This is a genomic window from Kitasatospora sp. NPDC050463, from assembly GCF_040655255.1.
In the GTDB taxonomy this organism is placed as follows: Bacteria; Actinomycetota; Actinomycetes; order Streptomycetales; family Streptomycetaceae; genus Kitasatospora.
This window is the reverse complement of the sequence record NZ_JBFAJO010000053.1, coordinates 13473-27698: the sequence shown is the minus strand read 5'-3', so window position 1 is coordinate 27698 and position 14226 is coordinate 13473. Positions and strand designations below refer to the sequence as shown.

13 protein-coding genes are annotated in these 14226 nt (G+C 74.1%); 10 read left to right on the top strand and 3 right to left on the bottom strand.

Features of this window, described 5'->3' with window-relative positions; genetic code table 11:
* Window positions 1-5: 5 nt before the first annotated feature.
* Window positions 6-1016, top strand: coding sequence for a lysophospholipid acyltransferase family protein (locus tag AB0J08_RS28315; protein WP_360640302.1), 1011 nt, complete (start codon window positions 6-8; stop codon window positions 1014-1016).
* 144 nt (window positions 1017-1160) lie between these two features.
* Here the strand turns inward: AB0J08_RS28315 and AB0J08_RS28310 are convergent, their stop codons facing one another.
* The 3 genes from AB0J08_RS28310 to AB0J08_RS28300 form a co-directional block, all read right to left on the bottom strand.
* Entirely contained in the window at window positions 1161-2465 is a 1305-nt protein-coding gene (locus AB0J08_RS28310; RefSeq protein ID WP_360640299.1) for a DUF5667 domain-containing protein, read from the bottom strand.
* A 280-nt stretch (window positions 2466-2745) separates the two neighbouring features.
* The gene (locus tag AB0J08_RS28305) at window positions 2746-3465 is read right to left on the bottom strand and encodes an ECF subfamily RNA polymerase sigma factor, BldN family (protein WP_360640399.1); all 720 of its coding nucleotides are present in this window, start codon (window positions 3463-3465) and stop codon (window positions 2746-2748) included.
* A 649-nt stretch (window positions 3466-4114) separates the two neighbouring features.
* Window positions 4115-5131 carry an HAD-IB family hydrolase gene (locus tag AB0J08_RS28300; protein WP_360640296.1) on the bottom strand — a complete coding sequence of 339 codons (1017 nt, stop codon included), beginning with the start codon at window positions 5129-5131 and terminating at the stop codon, window positions 4115-4117.
* Between the two features lie 175 nt (window positions 5132-5306).
* Here AB0J08_RS28300 and AB0J08_RS28295 point away from each other — a divergent pair, with 175 nt between their 5' ends.
* From AB0J08_RS28295 to AB0J08_RS28255, 9 genes are all read left to right on the top strand, one after another.
* Complete coding sequence (locus AB0J08_RS28295; RefSeq protein ID WP_360640293.1) at window positions 5307-5591, top strand: glutaredoxin family protein; 285 nt, start codon at window positions 5307-5309, stop codon at window positions 5589-5591.
* Between the two features lie 172 nt (window positions 5592-5763).
* Window positions 5764-6510 carry a 3'-5' exonuclease gene (locus AB0J08_RS28290; RefSeq protein WP_360640290.1) on the top strand — a complete coding sequence of 249 codons (747 nt, stop codon included), beginning with the start codon at window positions 5764-5766 and terminating at the stop codon, window positions 6508-6510.
* A gap of 101 nt (window positions 6511-6611) precedes the next feature.
* Entirely contained in the window at window positions 6612-7514 is a 903-nt protein-coding gene (locus AB0J08_RS28285) for a redox-sensing transcriptional repressor Rex (protein ID WP_360640287.1), read from the top strand.
* A gap of 100 nt (window positions 7515-7614) precedes the next feature.
* Window positions 7615-8952 carry a glutamyl-tRNA reductase gene (locus tag AB0J08_RS28280; protein ID WP_360640284.1) on the top strand — a complete coding sequence of 446 codons (1338 nt, stop codon included), beginning with the start codon at window positions 7615-7617 and terminating at the stop codon, window positions 8950-8952.
* A 41-nt stretch (window positions 8953-8993) separates the two neighbouring features.
* Window positions 8994-10004, top strand: a complete 1011-nt coding sequence (gene hemC, locus AB0J08_RS28275; protein WP_360640281.1) for a hydroxymethylbilane synthase — start codon at window positions 8994-8996, stop codon at window positions 10002-10004.
* Entirely contained in the window at window positions 10001-11668 is a 1668-nt protein-coding gene (locus AB0J08_RS28270) for a uroporphyrinogen-III synthase (protein ID WP_360640278.1), read from the top strand. Before hemC ends, AB0J08_RS28270 begins: the two co-directional genes overlap by 4 nt.
* 79 nt (window positions 11669-11747) lie before the next feature.
* Window positions 11748-12734, top strand: a complete 987-nt coding sequence (hemB, locus tag AB0J08_RS28265; RefSeq protein WP_360640275.1) for a porphobilinogen synthase — start codon at window positions 11748-11750, stop codon at window positions 12732-12734.
* A 335-nt stretch (window positions 12735-13069) separates the two neighbouring features.
* Window positions 13070-13432, top strand: coding sequence for a hypothetical protein (locus tag AB0J08_RS28260; RefSeq protein ID WP_360640272.1), 363 nt, complete (start codon window positions 13070-13072; stop codon window positions 13430-13432).
* 279 nt (window positions 13433-13711) lie between these two features.
* A complete protein-coding gene (locus AB0J08_RS28255) occupies window positions 13712-14065 on the top strand; it encodes a hypothetical protein (RefSeq protein WP_360640269.1) in 354 nt (117 codons plus the stop codon).
* Window positions 14066-14226: the final 161 nt, after the last annotated feature.

Sequence of the window (14226 nt, the reverse complement as noted above, 5' to 3'; positions counted from 1 at the left end):
CCGCGATGAGTGCCGCTGCCGAGAACGCGCCGGGCGAGGCCAAGGTCATCCCGATCGAGTCCGCGCCGAGCTGGAGCGAGCCCGACCGGCCCGCCGGCCTGGCCGACCAGCTCGCCGACGCCGTCGGCGGGGCGCTGACCGGGCGGCTCGGCCCGGCCGCCACCCGGCTGTTCGGCAAGGGCTGGGAGGGCCGGGCCGCCGAGGGCCTCGCCTTCCTGCGCCGCCGGATCACCGGCGACTACGAGGTGGACGAGTTCGGCTTCGACCGCGAGCTCACCGACGAGGTGCTGCTCGCGGTGCTGCGTCCGCTCGCCGAGAAGTACTTCCGGGTCGAGGTGCGCGGGATCGAGAACATCCCCGCCGAGGGCGGCGCGCTGATCGTCGCCAACCACTCCGGGACGATCCCGCTGGACGCCCTGATGACCCAGGTCGCCATCCACGACCACCACCCGAGCCGACGGCACCTGCGGATGCTCGCCGCCGACCTGGTGTTCGTCCTGCCCGGCGTCAACGAGCTGGCCCGCAAGGCCGGCCACACGCTGGCCTGCAACGAGGACGCCCGGGCGCTGCTGGAGCGCGGCGAGCTGGTCGGGGTCTGGCCGGAGGGCTTCAAGGGCATCGGCAAGCCCTTCTCCGAGCGCTACAAGCTGCAGCGGTTCGGGCGGGGCGGCTTCGTCTCCTCGGCCCTGCGGGCCCGGGTGCCGATCGTCCCGTGCTCGATCGTCGGGGCGGAGGAGACCTACCCGATGATCGGCAACTTCCGGACGCTGGCCCGGCTGCTGGGGCTGCCGTACGTGCCGGTCACGCCGACCTTCCCGTGGCTCGGGCCGCTCGGGGCGCTGCCGCTGCCGACCAAGTGGACGATCCAGTTCGGCGAGCCGATCGCCACCGACGGGCACCCGGTGGAGGCGGCGGACGATCCGATGCTGGTCTTCGACCTCGCCGACGAGGTGCGGGAGACCATCCAGCACACCCTCTACAAGCTGCTGGTGCAGCGGCGCTCGGTGTTCTTCTGAGCCCGTCGGTCTTCTGAGCACGGTCCGTCCGACTTCCGAGCCCGTCGTTCTTCCGAGCCCGGCCGACTTCCGAGCTCGGCCGAGCAGGGCGAAGGGCCCGGGCGGATCCGCCCGGGCCCTTCGCGTGCCACCGTCCCGGCGGGCTCAGCCGCCGAGGATCCGCAGGCCGGGCAGCAGCCCGGGGACCAGCGGCGGCACCTCGACGCCCTGCGGCGCGGTGCCGGGAGCCGTGCTCGGCGAGCTCGACGGCTGCGGGGCCGCCTGGTCCGGCGCGAGGTCGGCGCTCGGCGAGGGCTTCGGGCCGGTCAGCCCGCTGGTGAGGTTGTCGACCAGCCCGCCGACCGCGTCCGCCGCGTTGCTCGGTGCGCTGTTGGGCGCGCCGCCGTTGCCGCCGGTACCGGGCGTGCTCGCCCCGGCGGACGGCGCCCGCTCGGTGCTGCCGGCCTTGCCGCCGTTCGCGCTGCCCGCGCCGCCCTGGGCCGACCCGGCGCCCGGTGCGGCGTTGCCGCCGACGGCCGGGGTGCCGGCCGGTGAGGTGCCGTCGGCCGGGGCGCCCGCGCCGCCGCCCGCCCCGCTGCCGGCCGGTCCACCGCTCTTGGCGGGGGGCTGGGCCAGCCGCAGGGGCGCGACGTCCTCGCTTATGTCGTCGAACAGCTGGTCCACCAGGTGCGCCTGCGAGGTCAGCTGGACGGGCAGCCTGCTCTGCAGCTCGGTCCAGTGGCCGTCCTCGTCCTGGGCGAAACCGGCCAGGACGCGCATCGGGTCCAGCGAGCCGTTGCCGCGGTAGACCGAGCGCAGCAGGTCGCGGCCCCTGAGGGCGTCGGCATGCATGTCGTCGAGCGCCTTGCGGACCTGGTCGACGGTGCCCGGGCTGAGCGAGCCGGCCGGGTCCGTCCGGCCGACCAGGCTCTTCGCCTCACCGAGCCTGGTGGCGGCGTTGTCCAGCAGCAGCGTGCCGCGCTCGCTGTCGGAGTCCGCGAGGTCCAGCCGGAGCCCTTCCAGGCCGCGCTTCATGCCGTACAGCGTGTCCCCGGGGAGGGCGTTGGCGCTGGCGGCGGCCGCGCCGGCGAGGCTGCCGACGGCGAGCCCGGCGACCAGGCCGCCGATCGCGAAGCGGCGGCTCCAGCGGCCGCGCGGGGCGGTCCGGACCGCCCGGTGCCCACGCTGGCGGGGCACCGCAGCGCCCGGTCCGCCGGCGAAGGCCTGCTCGAACGCGGCCATCAGCTGGGCGCGTTGGACCGTTCGGACCCCCTGGTCCAGCGCCGGTCCGGGCAGCGCGCCGAGCGCGCCGACCATGCCGACCAGCTCCGCCATCGCGGCCGAACCGGCGCCGGTGGAAGCGGCGTTGGCCGCCCCGTCACTGGCGGCGCCGCGTTCCTCTGCCTGGTGGGCCTCCAGCGCCTCGGCGAAGGCCTTCGCCCGCCGGTGCTCCAGCACGTTTGCCGTCACGGGCCACACCTCCCTTCGTCGTTGTCGACACCCCGGCCTGCCGGACGGTTGCCTCGGCGGGCCAAAGCCACTCCATCGGGTGAGAGGTCGCAATTCGACTTGACCGTACGCCTGGTGGAGGCTTGCACGCTGGCCAACGAGTGGTGCGGGCGGTCGGTTACGCACGGCTGATCATCGGATCGACCGTTCACCCGGACGTGTCGGGCCGCCACCGTCGGTGACGGGCCGCCGGATATCTCGCCGGCGCCGTCCGCGCCGCCGCCCCCGGGCACCGGGCCGCTCACCGTGCGTCGGGCGGCAGCAGGCGGGCCAGGGTCCGCACCGCGCGGTACTGGAGGGTCTTGATGGCGCCCTCGTTCTTGCCCATGATCCGGGCCGTCTCGGCCACCGAGAGCCCCTGCAGGAAGCGGAGCGTGACGCACTCCTGCTGCTGCGGGTTGAGCCGCCGCACCGCGTCCAGCAGGGCCGCGTTGGAGAGCGACTCCAGGACCGAGTCCTCCGGACTGCGTTCGCACTCGTTGGAGTCGAGCATCTCCCCGGTGGTGACCTCCAGCCGGAACCGGCTGGACTTGAAGTGGTCGGCCACCAGGTTGCGGGCGATGGTCACCAGCCAGGCGCCGAAGTCGCGGCCCTGCCAGGTGAACGTGCCGATCCGGCGCAGCGCGCGCAGGAAGGTCTCGCTGGTGAGGTCCTCGGCGGTGGCCCGGCTGCCCACCCGGTAGTAGATGTAGCGGTAGACGGTGTCCGCGTAGTGGTCGTAGAGACTGCCGAAGGCGTCGCTCTCGCCGGCCTGGGCCCGCTCGACCAGCTCCATGATCGGGTTGTGCTCGGTCTCGAAGCCGGGGGCCGGGGCCGTCCGCGCCCGACTGCGGCCGCTGCTGCCGGCGGCTCCGGTGCGCCCGCGCGAGCCGGTTCCGGCGGAGCCGGCCGCGGTGGTGCGCAGGGCCGGACCGGCCGGCTGTGGCTGCTGGCTGCCGAACGGGGCCCCGGCGGGGACCAGTTGGGGGGAGGTGACGAGTTGGCTGCGGAGCAAGGTGCGCAACAGCTCCAGGCCGGTGGAGATCTGGCGGGCCGAGGCCGGGCGGCCGCGCAGGCTGGTGCGGGAGCGCAGGGGGGCGGGCGACGGGCGGGAGGGTGCAGGCGCGTCGTTCCGGACGGGTGGGTACACGGGACTCCCAGAGGCAGAACTGTGGACGGATCACCTCCGCCTGCGCGGAGAGCACACCCGCACCGCCCGTTCGAGCGGGGCGCGTGGGGACGTGCATCCAGGAGAGAATAACGCTTTGTGCAATGACGGCTACACCGTGTGGTCGAAGTGGTCGTTTGGGATCCACATGGCGTGCATATTCGGCTGACACTGACCGAACGTGTCATCGTTCATCCGGCTCAACGTGATCGAACAGGTGCACCGAGTGACCAATTCGGCGGTCAGGCGGCCGGTTTCCCCGGGGTTGGCCTCGGTAACCCCTGACTTTCCCCGTCTGACGAACGATCAGAACCGGTCACCGGGTGACAAGTTCGTTCAGGCGCGCCGGACTCTCCGCCGGAGGAGGGGAGTTAGCCCGTATGGGCGCCCTGTTCGGTGTACGGATTGACGGTCGGTCACCCGCTCGGGGGTCACCGGCCCGGGTGTGGCGCCGGGCGTGGCCTCAGGTGCGGTGGCGGCGGTGCAGGGCGATCCCGGCGGCCGTCGCCCCGGCGGCCACGCCGAGCGCGGCGGCGGCCGGGAGGCCCACCCGGGCCGCCTTCCGCCCGGTCCGGAAGTCCCGGACCCGCCACCCCTGGGCCCGCGCGTGCCGGCGCAGCGCGCCGTCCGGGTTCACCACGTACGGGTGGCCGACCAGCGAGAGCATCGGGATGTCGTTGGCCGAGTCGCTGTACGCGGCGCAGCGGCCCAGGTCGAGCCGCTCACGGCGGGCCAGCGAGCCGACGGCGGCCGCCTTGGCGGGCCCGTGCAGCAGTTCGCCGACCAGCCGGCCGGTGTACAGGCCGCCCCGGGCCTCGGCGACGGTGCCGAGCGCGCCGGTCATGCCGAGCCGCCGGGCGATGATCCGGGCCACCTCCAGCGGGGCGGCGGTGACGAGCCAGACCCGCTGGCCGGCCTCCAGGTGCATCTGGACCAGGGCGCGGGTGCCGGGCCAGATCTTGTCGGCGATGACCTCCTCGAAGACCTCCTCGCAGATGGCCTCCAGATCGGCGGTGCACTTGCCGGCGACCAGGCCGAGCGCGGTGTGCTGGGCGTCGGCCATGTGGTCCGGGTCCTCGGCGCCGTGCAACCGGAACCAGGCCTGCTGCCAGGCGAACCGGGCGATGTCGCGGCGGGTGAGGAAGCCGCGGCGGTAGAGGCCGACCCCGAGGTAGAAGATCGCGGCGCCGCGCAGGATGGTGTTGTCGCAGTCGAAGAAGGCGGCGGCGCGCGGATCGTCCCGCTCGGGGGTGTGGTTCCCGGCGGGCGCCTTGGGGGCCTTCGCGGCCCGGTCGGGCGCGGCGGCCGTCGCGACCTGCTCGCCGACGGCGCCCGGGGTGCGAGCGTCGGTCGGCGTACCCGGGGCGGCCGGCGTGGCCCGCAGGGCGGCCTCCGCGGCCTCGGCCGCAGCCTCGCCGGCCAGGGCGCTCCGCTCGGTGGTGGAACGCCTTGACTGGGTGAGCCTTCGGAGCACGGCCATGCCACCGAGCATAGCCAGCCGGGCGGGGAGGGGCCGTGACGGCGGGGTGCCCACCGGGTGAACAGCGCACTGCCCGGCGCCGGCGGCCGGACGGCGGCCCGGCGGCCCCGAGGCGGGACGGCGCACTGCCCGGCCGCCGGGACGGCCGGCCGCGGGGCGGGCGCACAATGGCCGGGTGAGCCCACTGCTGCGACGTGACAAGAACCAGAGCCCGAAGCCGGCCGACCGCACCGTGACCCTGGTCGGCAAGCCGGGCTGCCACCTCTGCGACGACGCCCGGGAGGTGATCGTCCGGGTGACCGGCGAGCTGGGCGCGACCTTCGAGGAGAAGGACATCACACAGGACGAGGAGCTGTACCGCACGTACTGGGAGCAGATTCCGGTCACCCTGATCGACGGCCGCCAGCACGACTTCTGGCGGGTCGACGAGCGCCGCCTGCGTGCCGCCCTCGGGGCCTGAGGCCACCGGCCGGGGCCGCGCACCCCGGCGTCACCGCCCCCGCCGACCGGCGGGGCGGTTCGCCGAATCGTTGTGAAGAATCCCGGACCGGCCCTGGGAGCGGCGCCGTTCGTCGGCTTACGATCGAACCCGTTTGCGCCCATGGGGGGCTGAGCACGCGAGGAGTGCCGCCATGCTTCCCGGCCCGACCCCAGGGATGCCCGCCGCCGCGCCGGCGGCCGGGGGCTTCGCGGTGGTGGACGTGGAGACGACCGGTCGCAGCCCGTGGCGGCACCGGGTGGTCGAGGTCGCCGTCGTGCTGCTGGACGAGCGGCTCCGGCCCGAGGCCGAGTTCTGCACCCTGCTGGATCCGGCCGGCCCGGTCGGCCCCACCCATGTGCACCGGATATCCCAGACCGACGTCGAGGGCGCCCCCCGGTTCCGCGAGATCGCGCCGCGGCTGCTGGAGCTGCTGGCGGGCCGGGTGCTGGTCGGCCACCACGTCACCTGTGACCACGCCTTCCTCGATCGCGAGTTCGCCCGGATCGGGGTGGTGCTGCCGTCCGTACCGCTGCTCTGCACGATGCGGCTGGCGCGGGCGCACCTCTCGGAGGCGGGCGGCTTCGGCCTGGCGGCCTGTGCGGAGGCGGCCGGGCTCGGCCGGTTCCCCGCCCACACCGCGCTGGGGGACGCCCGGGCCACCGCCGGGCTGCTCCGGCACTGCCTGGGAGCCCCGTCCTGCCCGCCCGACGACTGGGCGGCGCCGCTGCGCGAGGCGGCCCGGGTGCCGTGGCCGAGGCTGGGCCGGGCCCGCTCGCACGCGTCCGGGGCGGCCGTCCCGCTGCTCCCCCGGGAGTCGTTGTACGCGCCGCGGCCACCCGGCGCACAGCCCCCGGGCGTGGTGCCGTCGGGGGCCGGTGCTATGGACTCGTCGGCGTGATGCGCATCACTGTGCGGGGACAAAACGGACACCATCTTTGTGCACACGTTCACAAACGCATAGCCTGGCTGCCAAAGCCCAGCTTCACCCACAGGAGCACCGTGGCAATCGGCCGATCACCACAGAGCAGTTCGCAGACGCCCGACCAGGGCGCCGCGCGCCGACCCTCGCGTGCCCGGGGCATCCCGGAGGCGACCGTCGCCCGCCTTCCCCTCTACCTGCGGGCACTCACCGCGCTCTCCGAGCGTTCCGTGCCGACCGTCTCCTCGGAGGAGCTGGCGGCCGCCGCCGGCGTGAACTCCGCGAAGCTGCGCAAGGACTTCTCCTACCTGGGCTCGTACGGGACCCGCGGCGTCGGCTACGACGTCGAGTACCTCGTCTACCAGATCTCCCGCGAGCTGGGCCTGACCCAGGACTGGCCCGTGGTCATCGTGGGCATCGGGAACCTCGGCCACGCGCTCGCCAACTACGGCGGCTTCGCCTCCCGGGGATTCCGGGTGGCGGCCCTGCTGGACGCCGACCCGGCCGTGGTCGGCAGCAGTGCGGCCGGCCTGCCGGTGCGCCACATGGACGAACTGGAGTCCATCGTGGAGAACCAGCACGTCTCCATCGGTGTCATCACCACCCCGCCCGGCGCCGCCCAGCAGGTCTGCGACCGCCTGGTCGAGGCCGGCGTCACCAGCATCCTTAACTTCGCCCCGACGGTGCTCACCGTCCCGGACGGCGTGGACGTGCGCAAGGTGGACCTCTCCATCGAGCTGCAGATCCTGGCCTTCCACGAGCAGCGCAAGGCGGGCGAGGAGCCGGACCGCACCGAGTCGGTGCTGGACCGCGCCCCGGGCCCGGTCCGCGCGGCCGCGGCCAAGCTGCGCCGCGCCGCCGCCGGCGGCAGCGGCAAGGCCCGTCCGGCCGCCGAGCCGGCCAAGGACGGCGAGGCGCCGGCCAAGACCAAGCCCGGCAAGGCCGGCGGCGAGGGCGAGCTCTCCGCGGTGATGCCGGCGTGAGCGGGCGAACCATCGGGGAGGAACGCGTGGAGCGAAGCGGCCGTCCGGCGCGGCGGGCCGAGCGCACGAGGTCCGGGATCCGTGGCAGCTGGGGGCGGGCATGAGCCTTCTCGTCGTAGGACTGAGCCATCGCACCGCCCCGGTCGGCGTGCTGGAGCGCGCCGCCCTGACCGGTGACGTCCCGACCCGGCTGCTGCACGACGCGGCGGCCACCGCGACCGTCGCCGAGGCCGCGCTGCTGAACACCTGCAACCGGATCGAGCTGTACGCGGACGTGGACAAGTTCCACGCCGGCGTCGCCGAGCTGTCGCTGCTGCTCGCCCACCACAGCGGGGTGGACCTGGAGGAGCTGACCTCCCACCTCTACGTCCACTACGAGGACCGTGCCGTCCACCACCTCTTCTCGGTGGCCTGCGGCCTGGACTCGATGGTGGTCGGCGAGGGGCAGATCCTCGGCCAGCTGCGTGACGCGCTGGCCAAGGCCCAGGAGGAGCACACCGCCGGGCGCGGCCTGAACGAGCTGTTCCAGCAGGCGCTGCGGGTCGGCAAGCGGGCGCACAGCGAGACCGGCATCGACAAGGCCGGCCAGTCGCTGGTGACCTTCGGCCTGGAGCAGGTCGCGGTCGGCGCGGGCGAGATCGCGGGCAAGCGCGCCCTGGTGGTCGGCGCCGGCTCGATGAGCTCGCTGGCCGCCGCCACGCTGGTCCGCTCCGGCGTCACCGATCTGCTGGTCGCCAACCGGACGCCCGAGCGCGCCGAGCGCCTGGTCGAGATCCTCGGCGCCGACGTGGCCCGGACGCTCGACCTGGCCAAGGTGCCCGAGGCGCTGGCCGACGTCGACCTGGTGATCTCCTGCACCGGCGCGGCCGGCGTGGTGATCAGGGCCGAGGACGTGGCCGCCGCGGTCGCCGCACGGGCCGGCGGGACCCCGCTGGCGCTGCTCGACCTGGCCATGCCGCGCGACGTCGACCACGCCGTGCACGAGCTGCCCGGCGCGCTCCTGGTCGACCTGGAGAGCCTCTCGCACGCCCACGCCGCCACCCCCGGCGCCGGGGACGTCGACGCCGTGTCCGGCATCGTCGCCGACGAGGTCACTGCCTTCGCGGCCGCCCAGCGGGCCGCCCGGATCGCCCCGACCGTGGTGGCGCTGCGGGCGATGGCCTCCGACGTGGTGGCCGCCGAGCTGGGCCGCCTCGACTCGCGGCTGCCCGCCCTGGACGAGCGCTCCCGCGCCGAGATCACCCAGACCGTCCGCCGTGTCGTCGACAAGCTGCTGCACGCCCCGACCGTACGGGTGAAGCAGCTTGCCGCCGAGCCGGGCGGCGCCTCCTACGCGGACGCGCTGCGCGAGCTGTTCGACCTCGACCCGGCGGCCGTGCACGCGGTCTCGGGCACCCCGATCGGCACCCAGCAGCCTTCGGGCGGGGGCGCCAGATGAACCGTCAGCCATCCCACGAGTACCACCGGGACGATCACCTCATGAATGGTCAACCGCTCACCGACCGGGCCCCGGCCGCCACCGCGGCGCTGCGGCTCGGCACCCGGCGCAGCGCGCTCGCCACGGCCCAGTCGGGCATGGTCGCCCGCGAGGTGACCAGGGTCACCGGGCGCCCCGTCGAGCTGGTGGAGATCACCACCTACGGCGACACCTCCAAGGAGGCGCTGGCGCAGATCGGCGGCACCGGCGTGTTCGTCTCCGCCCTGCGGGACGCGCTGCTGGAGGGCCGGATCGACTTCGCCGTGCACTCGCTGAAGGACCTGCCCACCGCCGAGCCCGAGGGCCTGGTGCTGGCCGCCGTCCCCGTACGCGAGGACGTCCGTGACGCCCTGGTGGCGCGCGAGGGCCTCGCCCTGGGCGAGCTGGTGGAGAAGCTGGCCGGCACCGGCCGCGCCGCCCGGATCGGCACCGGCTCCCCGCGCCGGATGGCCCAGCTCAACGCGTGGGCCCGCAGCCGGGGGGCCCGGATCGAGACGGTCGCGATCCGCGGCAACGTGGACACCCGGATCGGCTTCGTGTCCTCCGGCGAGCTGGACGCGGTGGTGCTGGCCACCGCCGGCCTGAACCGGCTCGGCCGCGCCGCCGAGATCACCGAGCACCTCGACCCCGAGCTGATGCTCCCGGCCCCCGGCCAGGGTGCGCTCGCCATCGAGTGCACCACCGCCGACGGTGAGCTGGCCGCCGCGCTGTCGGCCCTCGACCACGCCCCCACCCGGGTCGCGGTGGCCGCCGAGCGTGCCCTGCTCGCCACCCTGGAGGCCGGCTGCTCCGCACCGGTCGCCGCGCTGGCCACCTGGGGCCACGAGTACGAACTGCAGCTGGAGGGCGTGGTCGGCACGGTCGACGGCGCCACCCTGCTGAAGATGTCCGCCAACGGTCCGATCGTCCTCGACGAGACCGCCGAGCGGCAGGCGGTGGCCCTCGGCCGCGCCCTGGCCGCCCGGCTGCTCGACGCGGGCGCGGCCGCCCTGATGGGGGAGCGAGCCCGATGAGCCCCACCGCCGCCACCGAGACGCCGTTCCCGGCCGACAGCCCCTTCCCGGGCGGGACGCCCGCCGCGGGCCGGTGCACCTTCCTGGGCGCGGGCCCCGGGGACCCGGGCCTGCTGACCCTGCGCGCCGTCGAGGTGCTGGCCTCGGCCGACATCCTGGTCGCCGACCCGCTCACCGCCGCCGCCGTGCGCAGCCACTGTCCGGCCGGTGTGCAGGTGCACACCCCGGGCGCCGAGGGCCCCGAGTTCGACCTGGCCGAGCTGGTCGCCGAGGCGGTCCGCTCGGGCAAGCACGTGGTCCGCACCGTCGACGGCGACCCTGGCCTGGACGGCTGCGCCGCCGAGGAGATGCTCGGCTGCGCGGGCCACGGCATCCACTTCGAGGTGATCCCGGGCGTCGCCCAGTCGGTCGGCGTCCCCGCCTACGCGGGCGTCCCGCTGCGCGGCGTGGGCGGCACCGACGTCCGGTTCGTGGACGGCGCGGCCCTGCTCGCCGGCAGTCCGGTGGACCTGGGCGCGCCGGAGACCACCCTGGTGGTGCGCACCACCCTGGGCCAGCTGCCGGCCACCGCCAACGCGCTGGTCTCCAACGGCCGCAAGCCGGAGTCGGCGCTCAGCGCGACGCTCTCCGGAACCACCACCCGCCAGCGCACCTTCACCGCCACCCTGGCCACCATCGCGGCCGACCTCAAGGTGGCCCGGGTGCTGCCCTCGCCGGTCTCCGCCCCGGTGGACCCGGCGACCTCCGTGATAGCCGTGGTGGGCGAGCAGGTCGCGCACCGCGCCTCGCACTCGTGGTTCGAGACCAAGCCGCTGTTCGGCTGGAACGTGCTGGTGCCGCGCACCAAGGAGCAGGCCACCGGCCTCTCCGAGCAGCTGCGCTCGTACGGCGCGGTGCCGCAGGAGGTGCCGACCATCGCGGTCGAGCCGCCGCGCACCCCGCAGCAGATGGAGCGGGCGATCAAGGGCCTGGTCACCGGCCGCTACGAGTGGATCGCCTTCACCTCGGTGAACGCGGTGCGCGCCGTCCGCGAGAAGTTCGAGGAGTACGGCCTGGACGCCCGGGCGTTCGCCGGGATCAAGGTCGCGGCGGTCGGCGAGACCACCGCGCAGGCCCTGGTGGACTTCGGCGTGAAGCCGGACCTCGTCCCGTCCGGCGAGCAGTCCGCCGCCGGACTGCTGGAGGACTGGCCGCCGTACGACCCGGTGTTCGACCCGATCGACCGGGTGCTGCTGCCGCGCGCCGACATCGCCACCGAGACCCTGGTGGCCGGCCTGGTCGAGCTCGGCTGGGAGGTCGACGACGTGACGGCGTACCGGACGGTGCGCGCCTCGCCGCCGCCGGCCGAGACCCGCGAGGCGATCAAGGGCGGCGGCTTCGACGCGGTGCTGTTCACCTCGTCCTCGACCGTGCGGAACCTGGTCGGCATCGCCGGCAAGCCGCACAACGTGACCGTCATCGCCTGCATCGGCCCGGCCACCGCCAAGACCGCCGAGGAGCACGGCCTGCGGGTCGACGTGATGGCCCCGGCACCGTCGGCGGCCGCGCTGGCCCAGGCCCTGGCAGACTTCGGGGCCAGGCGCCGCGACACCGCGACGGCGGCGGGCGAGCCGGTCTACCGGCCCAGCGAGCGCCGTCCCGGCTCGCGCCGCAAGGCCCGCTGAGGCTGCCACCCGGTAACCCGGGCCGGGGGCGGCGAACCGTCGCCCCCGGCGCTGCCCAACCGTTCGGAGGAGAGAAGCCGTGTCCGCTGAATTCCCGTACGTTCGCCCCCGCCGGCTGCGCTCGACCCCGGCGATGCGCCGACTGGTCGCGGAGACCCGGCTGCACCCGGCGGAGCTGATCCTGCCGCTGTTCGTCCGCGAGGGCGTCCGCGAGCCGGTCCCGGTGACGTCGATGCCGGGCGTGGTCCAGCACACCCGTGACACGCTGCGCAAGGCCGTGGTCGAGGCCGCCGAGGCGGGCCTGGGCGGCGTCATGCTGTTCGGCGTGCCCGCGGTGCAGGACGCGGTCGGCAGCGAGGGCACCAACCCGGACGGCATCCTGCAGCAGGCGATCCGGGACGTGGTCGCCGAGGTCGGCGACTCCCTGGTGGTCATGTCCGACCTCTGCCTGGACGAGTACACCGACCACGGCCACTGCGGCGTCCTGGCCGCCGACGGCAGCGTGGACAACGACGCGACGCTGGAGCGCTACGCCGAGATGGCCCGGGTGCAGGCGGACGCGGGCGTCCACCTGGTCGGCCCGTCCGGAATGATGGACGGGCAGATCGCGGTGATCCGCAGGGCGCTGGACGAGGCCGGACACCAGGACACCGGCATCCTCGCCTACACCGCCAAGTACGCCTCGGCGTTCTACGGTCCGTTCCGGGAGGCGGTCGGCTCCTCGCTGAAGGGCGACCGCAAGAGCTACCAGCAGGACCCGGCCAACGCCCGTGAGGCGCTGCGCGAGCTGGAGCAGGACCTCGCCGAGGGTGCCGACCTGGTGATGGTGAAGCCGGCCATGGCATACCTGGACATCCTGCGGCAGGTGGCCGACGCCTCGCCGGTGCCGGTGGCGGCGTACCAGGTCTCCGGCGAGTACGCGATGGTCGAGGCCGCCGCGGCGAACGGCTGGATCGACCGGGAGCGGATGATCATGGAGACGCTGACCTCGATCCGCCGGGCCGGTGCCGGGCAGATCCTCACCTACTGGGCGCTCGAGGCGGCCCGCCTTCTGGCGCGCGACTGAGCGGGACGCCCCTCGGCCCGCCTCCTTCTCCGATCCGGTCCCGGAACACGTCGCAGCCACGGTCGCGTGTCCGGCGGGTTCCGGGCCGGGGCCGGGCGGCGCCTGCCAGGTGGTGATCACCCTCGACCGGCCCGTCGTCAGCACGGGCCGGTCGCCGTCGGGCAGGGCGACTCAGGCCCGCCCGCCCCCCCGATGCCCGGGCGTGAGTGCAGGGCCAGGGTCGAGGCCGCTCTGCCGAATGGGTGAAGTTGGGTGAGGTGTCGACGCCTCCTCAGGTTGCCGTCGTTAGTCCGGTGTCCGCGGAATCTGCGGAGAAGACCCACACGGAGGCTTTAATGAACGTTGGCAAGAAGGCGGCCTTTCTGACGGCGGCTGCGGGTGCGCTGGTTCTCGTCGGTGCGGGTGGCGCCAGTGCCCACGGGTTCGGCCACCTGTTCGGCCAGGAGGGTGTCGAGCAGAGCAACACCTGCTCCACCGCCCCGGGCGTCCTCGCCCTGACCGGTCTCGCCCCCGACATCGAGTACGACACCAACTGCCTCAACGTCGACGCGAGCGGTGGCGGCGCCTCGGAGCAGAGCAACAACTGCTCCACGGCGCCGCAGGCCGCCACCCTCACCGGGCTACTCGCCCCGGCGCCCGAGATCGAGTACAACACCAGCTGCGTCAACCTGGCCGGCGACTTCCACCACGGTCACTGACGACGAGTCGCTGACCCACCCCCTCCTGTCCTGTTCGGCGGGCTGGAGACGGGCGAATTAAGAATTCTCCTCCTGGTCGAGGTTGCGGCCCCTGGAAGCATTCCCAGGGGCCGCTTCCGCGTGCGGGCTCGACGACGGGCGGCGGGAACCCGATCACCCGAGTGCAATGCGTGATCCGGACGGGTGAACCTGGGTGTCCTCCCGAAGATATGACGGCCTCCGTTGGTATGCCTGAATTCTCCGTCGACATTCGCGGAGAACCCCACACGGAGGCTTTTGATGAACGTAGGCAAGAGGGCGGCCCTTCTGATGGCGGCTGCGGGCGCGCTGGTTCTCGTCGGTGCGGGTGGCGCCAGTGCCCGCGGGATCGGTGACCTGTTCGGCAGCGGGGTCGAGCAGAGCAACGCCTGCTCCACGGCCCCGGGCATCCTCGCCTCGGCCGGCCCGCTCGACGCCGAGTACGACACCAACTGCATCAACATCGATGTGAGCGGTCACGGCGCTTCGGAGCAGAGCAACAACTGTTCCACGGCCCCGGCGGCCGCCACCCTCACCGGGCTGGTCGGGACCAGCTCGCTCAAGTACCACACCAATTGCATCAACTTTGCAGGCCGACCGCACCACTCGCACTGAGTCGCTGAGCCACCGGGCCGACCTCCGTCCCGTCCGGAGGATCGGAACGGGGCGAAGCGTGACGCTCGGTCAAGAATGCGGTCTCTGGAAGTATTCCTCCAGAGGCCGCGTCTGCGTTGCGGGGATTGGCGGCGGAGTTATGCCCTGGGTTCGAGGGCCCG

Bases quoted from the DNA above. Each gene is read 5' to 3' on its own strand.
- hemC (WP_360640281.1), top strand. From the start codon at position 8,994: ATGAATGGTCAACCGCTCACCGACCGGGCCCCGGCCGCCACCGCGGCG.
- AB0J08_RS28280 (WP_360640284.1), top strand. From the start codon at position 7,615: ATGAGCCTTCTCGTCGTAGGACTGAGCCATCGCACCGCCCCGGTCGGC.
- AB0J08_RS28315 (WP_360640302.1), top strand. From the start codon at position 6: ATGAGTGCCGCTGCCGAGAACGCGCCGGGCGAGGCCAAGGTCATCCCG.
- AB0J08_RS28290 (WP_360640290.1), top strand. From the start codon at position 5,764: ATGCTTCCCGGCCCGACCCCAGGGATGCCCGCCGCCGCGCCGGCGGCC.
- AB0J08_RS28260 (WP_360640272.1), top strand. From the start codon at position 13,070: ATGAACGTTGGCAAGAAGGCGGCCTTTCTGACGGCGGCTGCGGGTGCG.
- AB0J08_RS28255 (WP_360640269.1), top strand. From the start codon at position 13,712: ATGAACGTAGGCAAGAGGGCGGCCCTTCTGATGGCGGCTGCGGGCGCG.
- AB0J08_RS28300 (WP_360640296.1), bottom strand. From the start codon at position 5,131: ATGGCCGTGCTCCGAAGGCTCACCCAGTCAAGGCGTTCCACCACCGAG.
- AB0J08_RS28270 (WP_360640278.1), top strand. From the start codon at position 10,001: ATGAGCCCCACCGCCGCCACCGAGACGCCGTTCCCGGCCGACAGCCCC.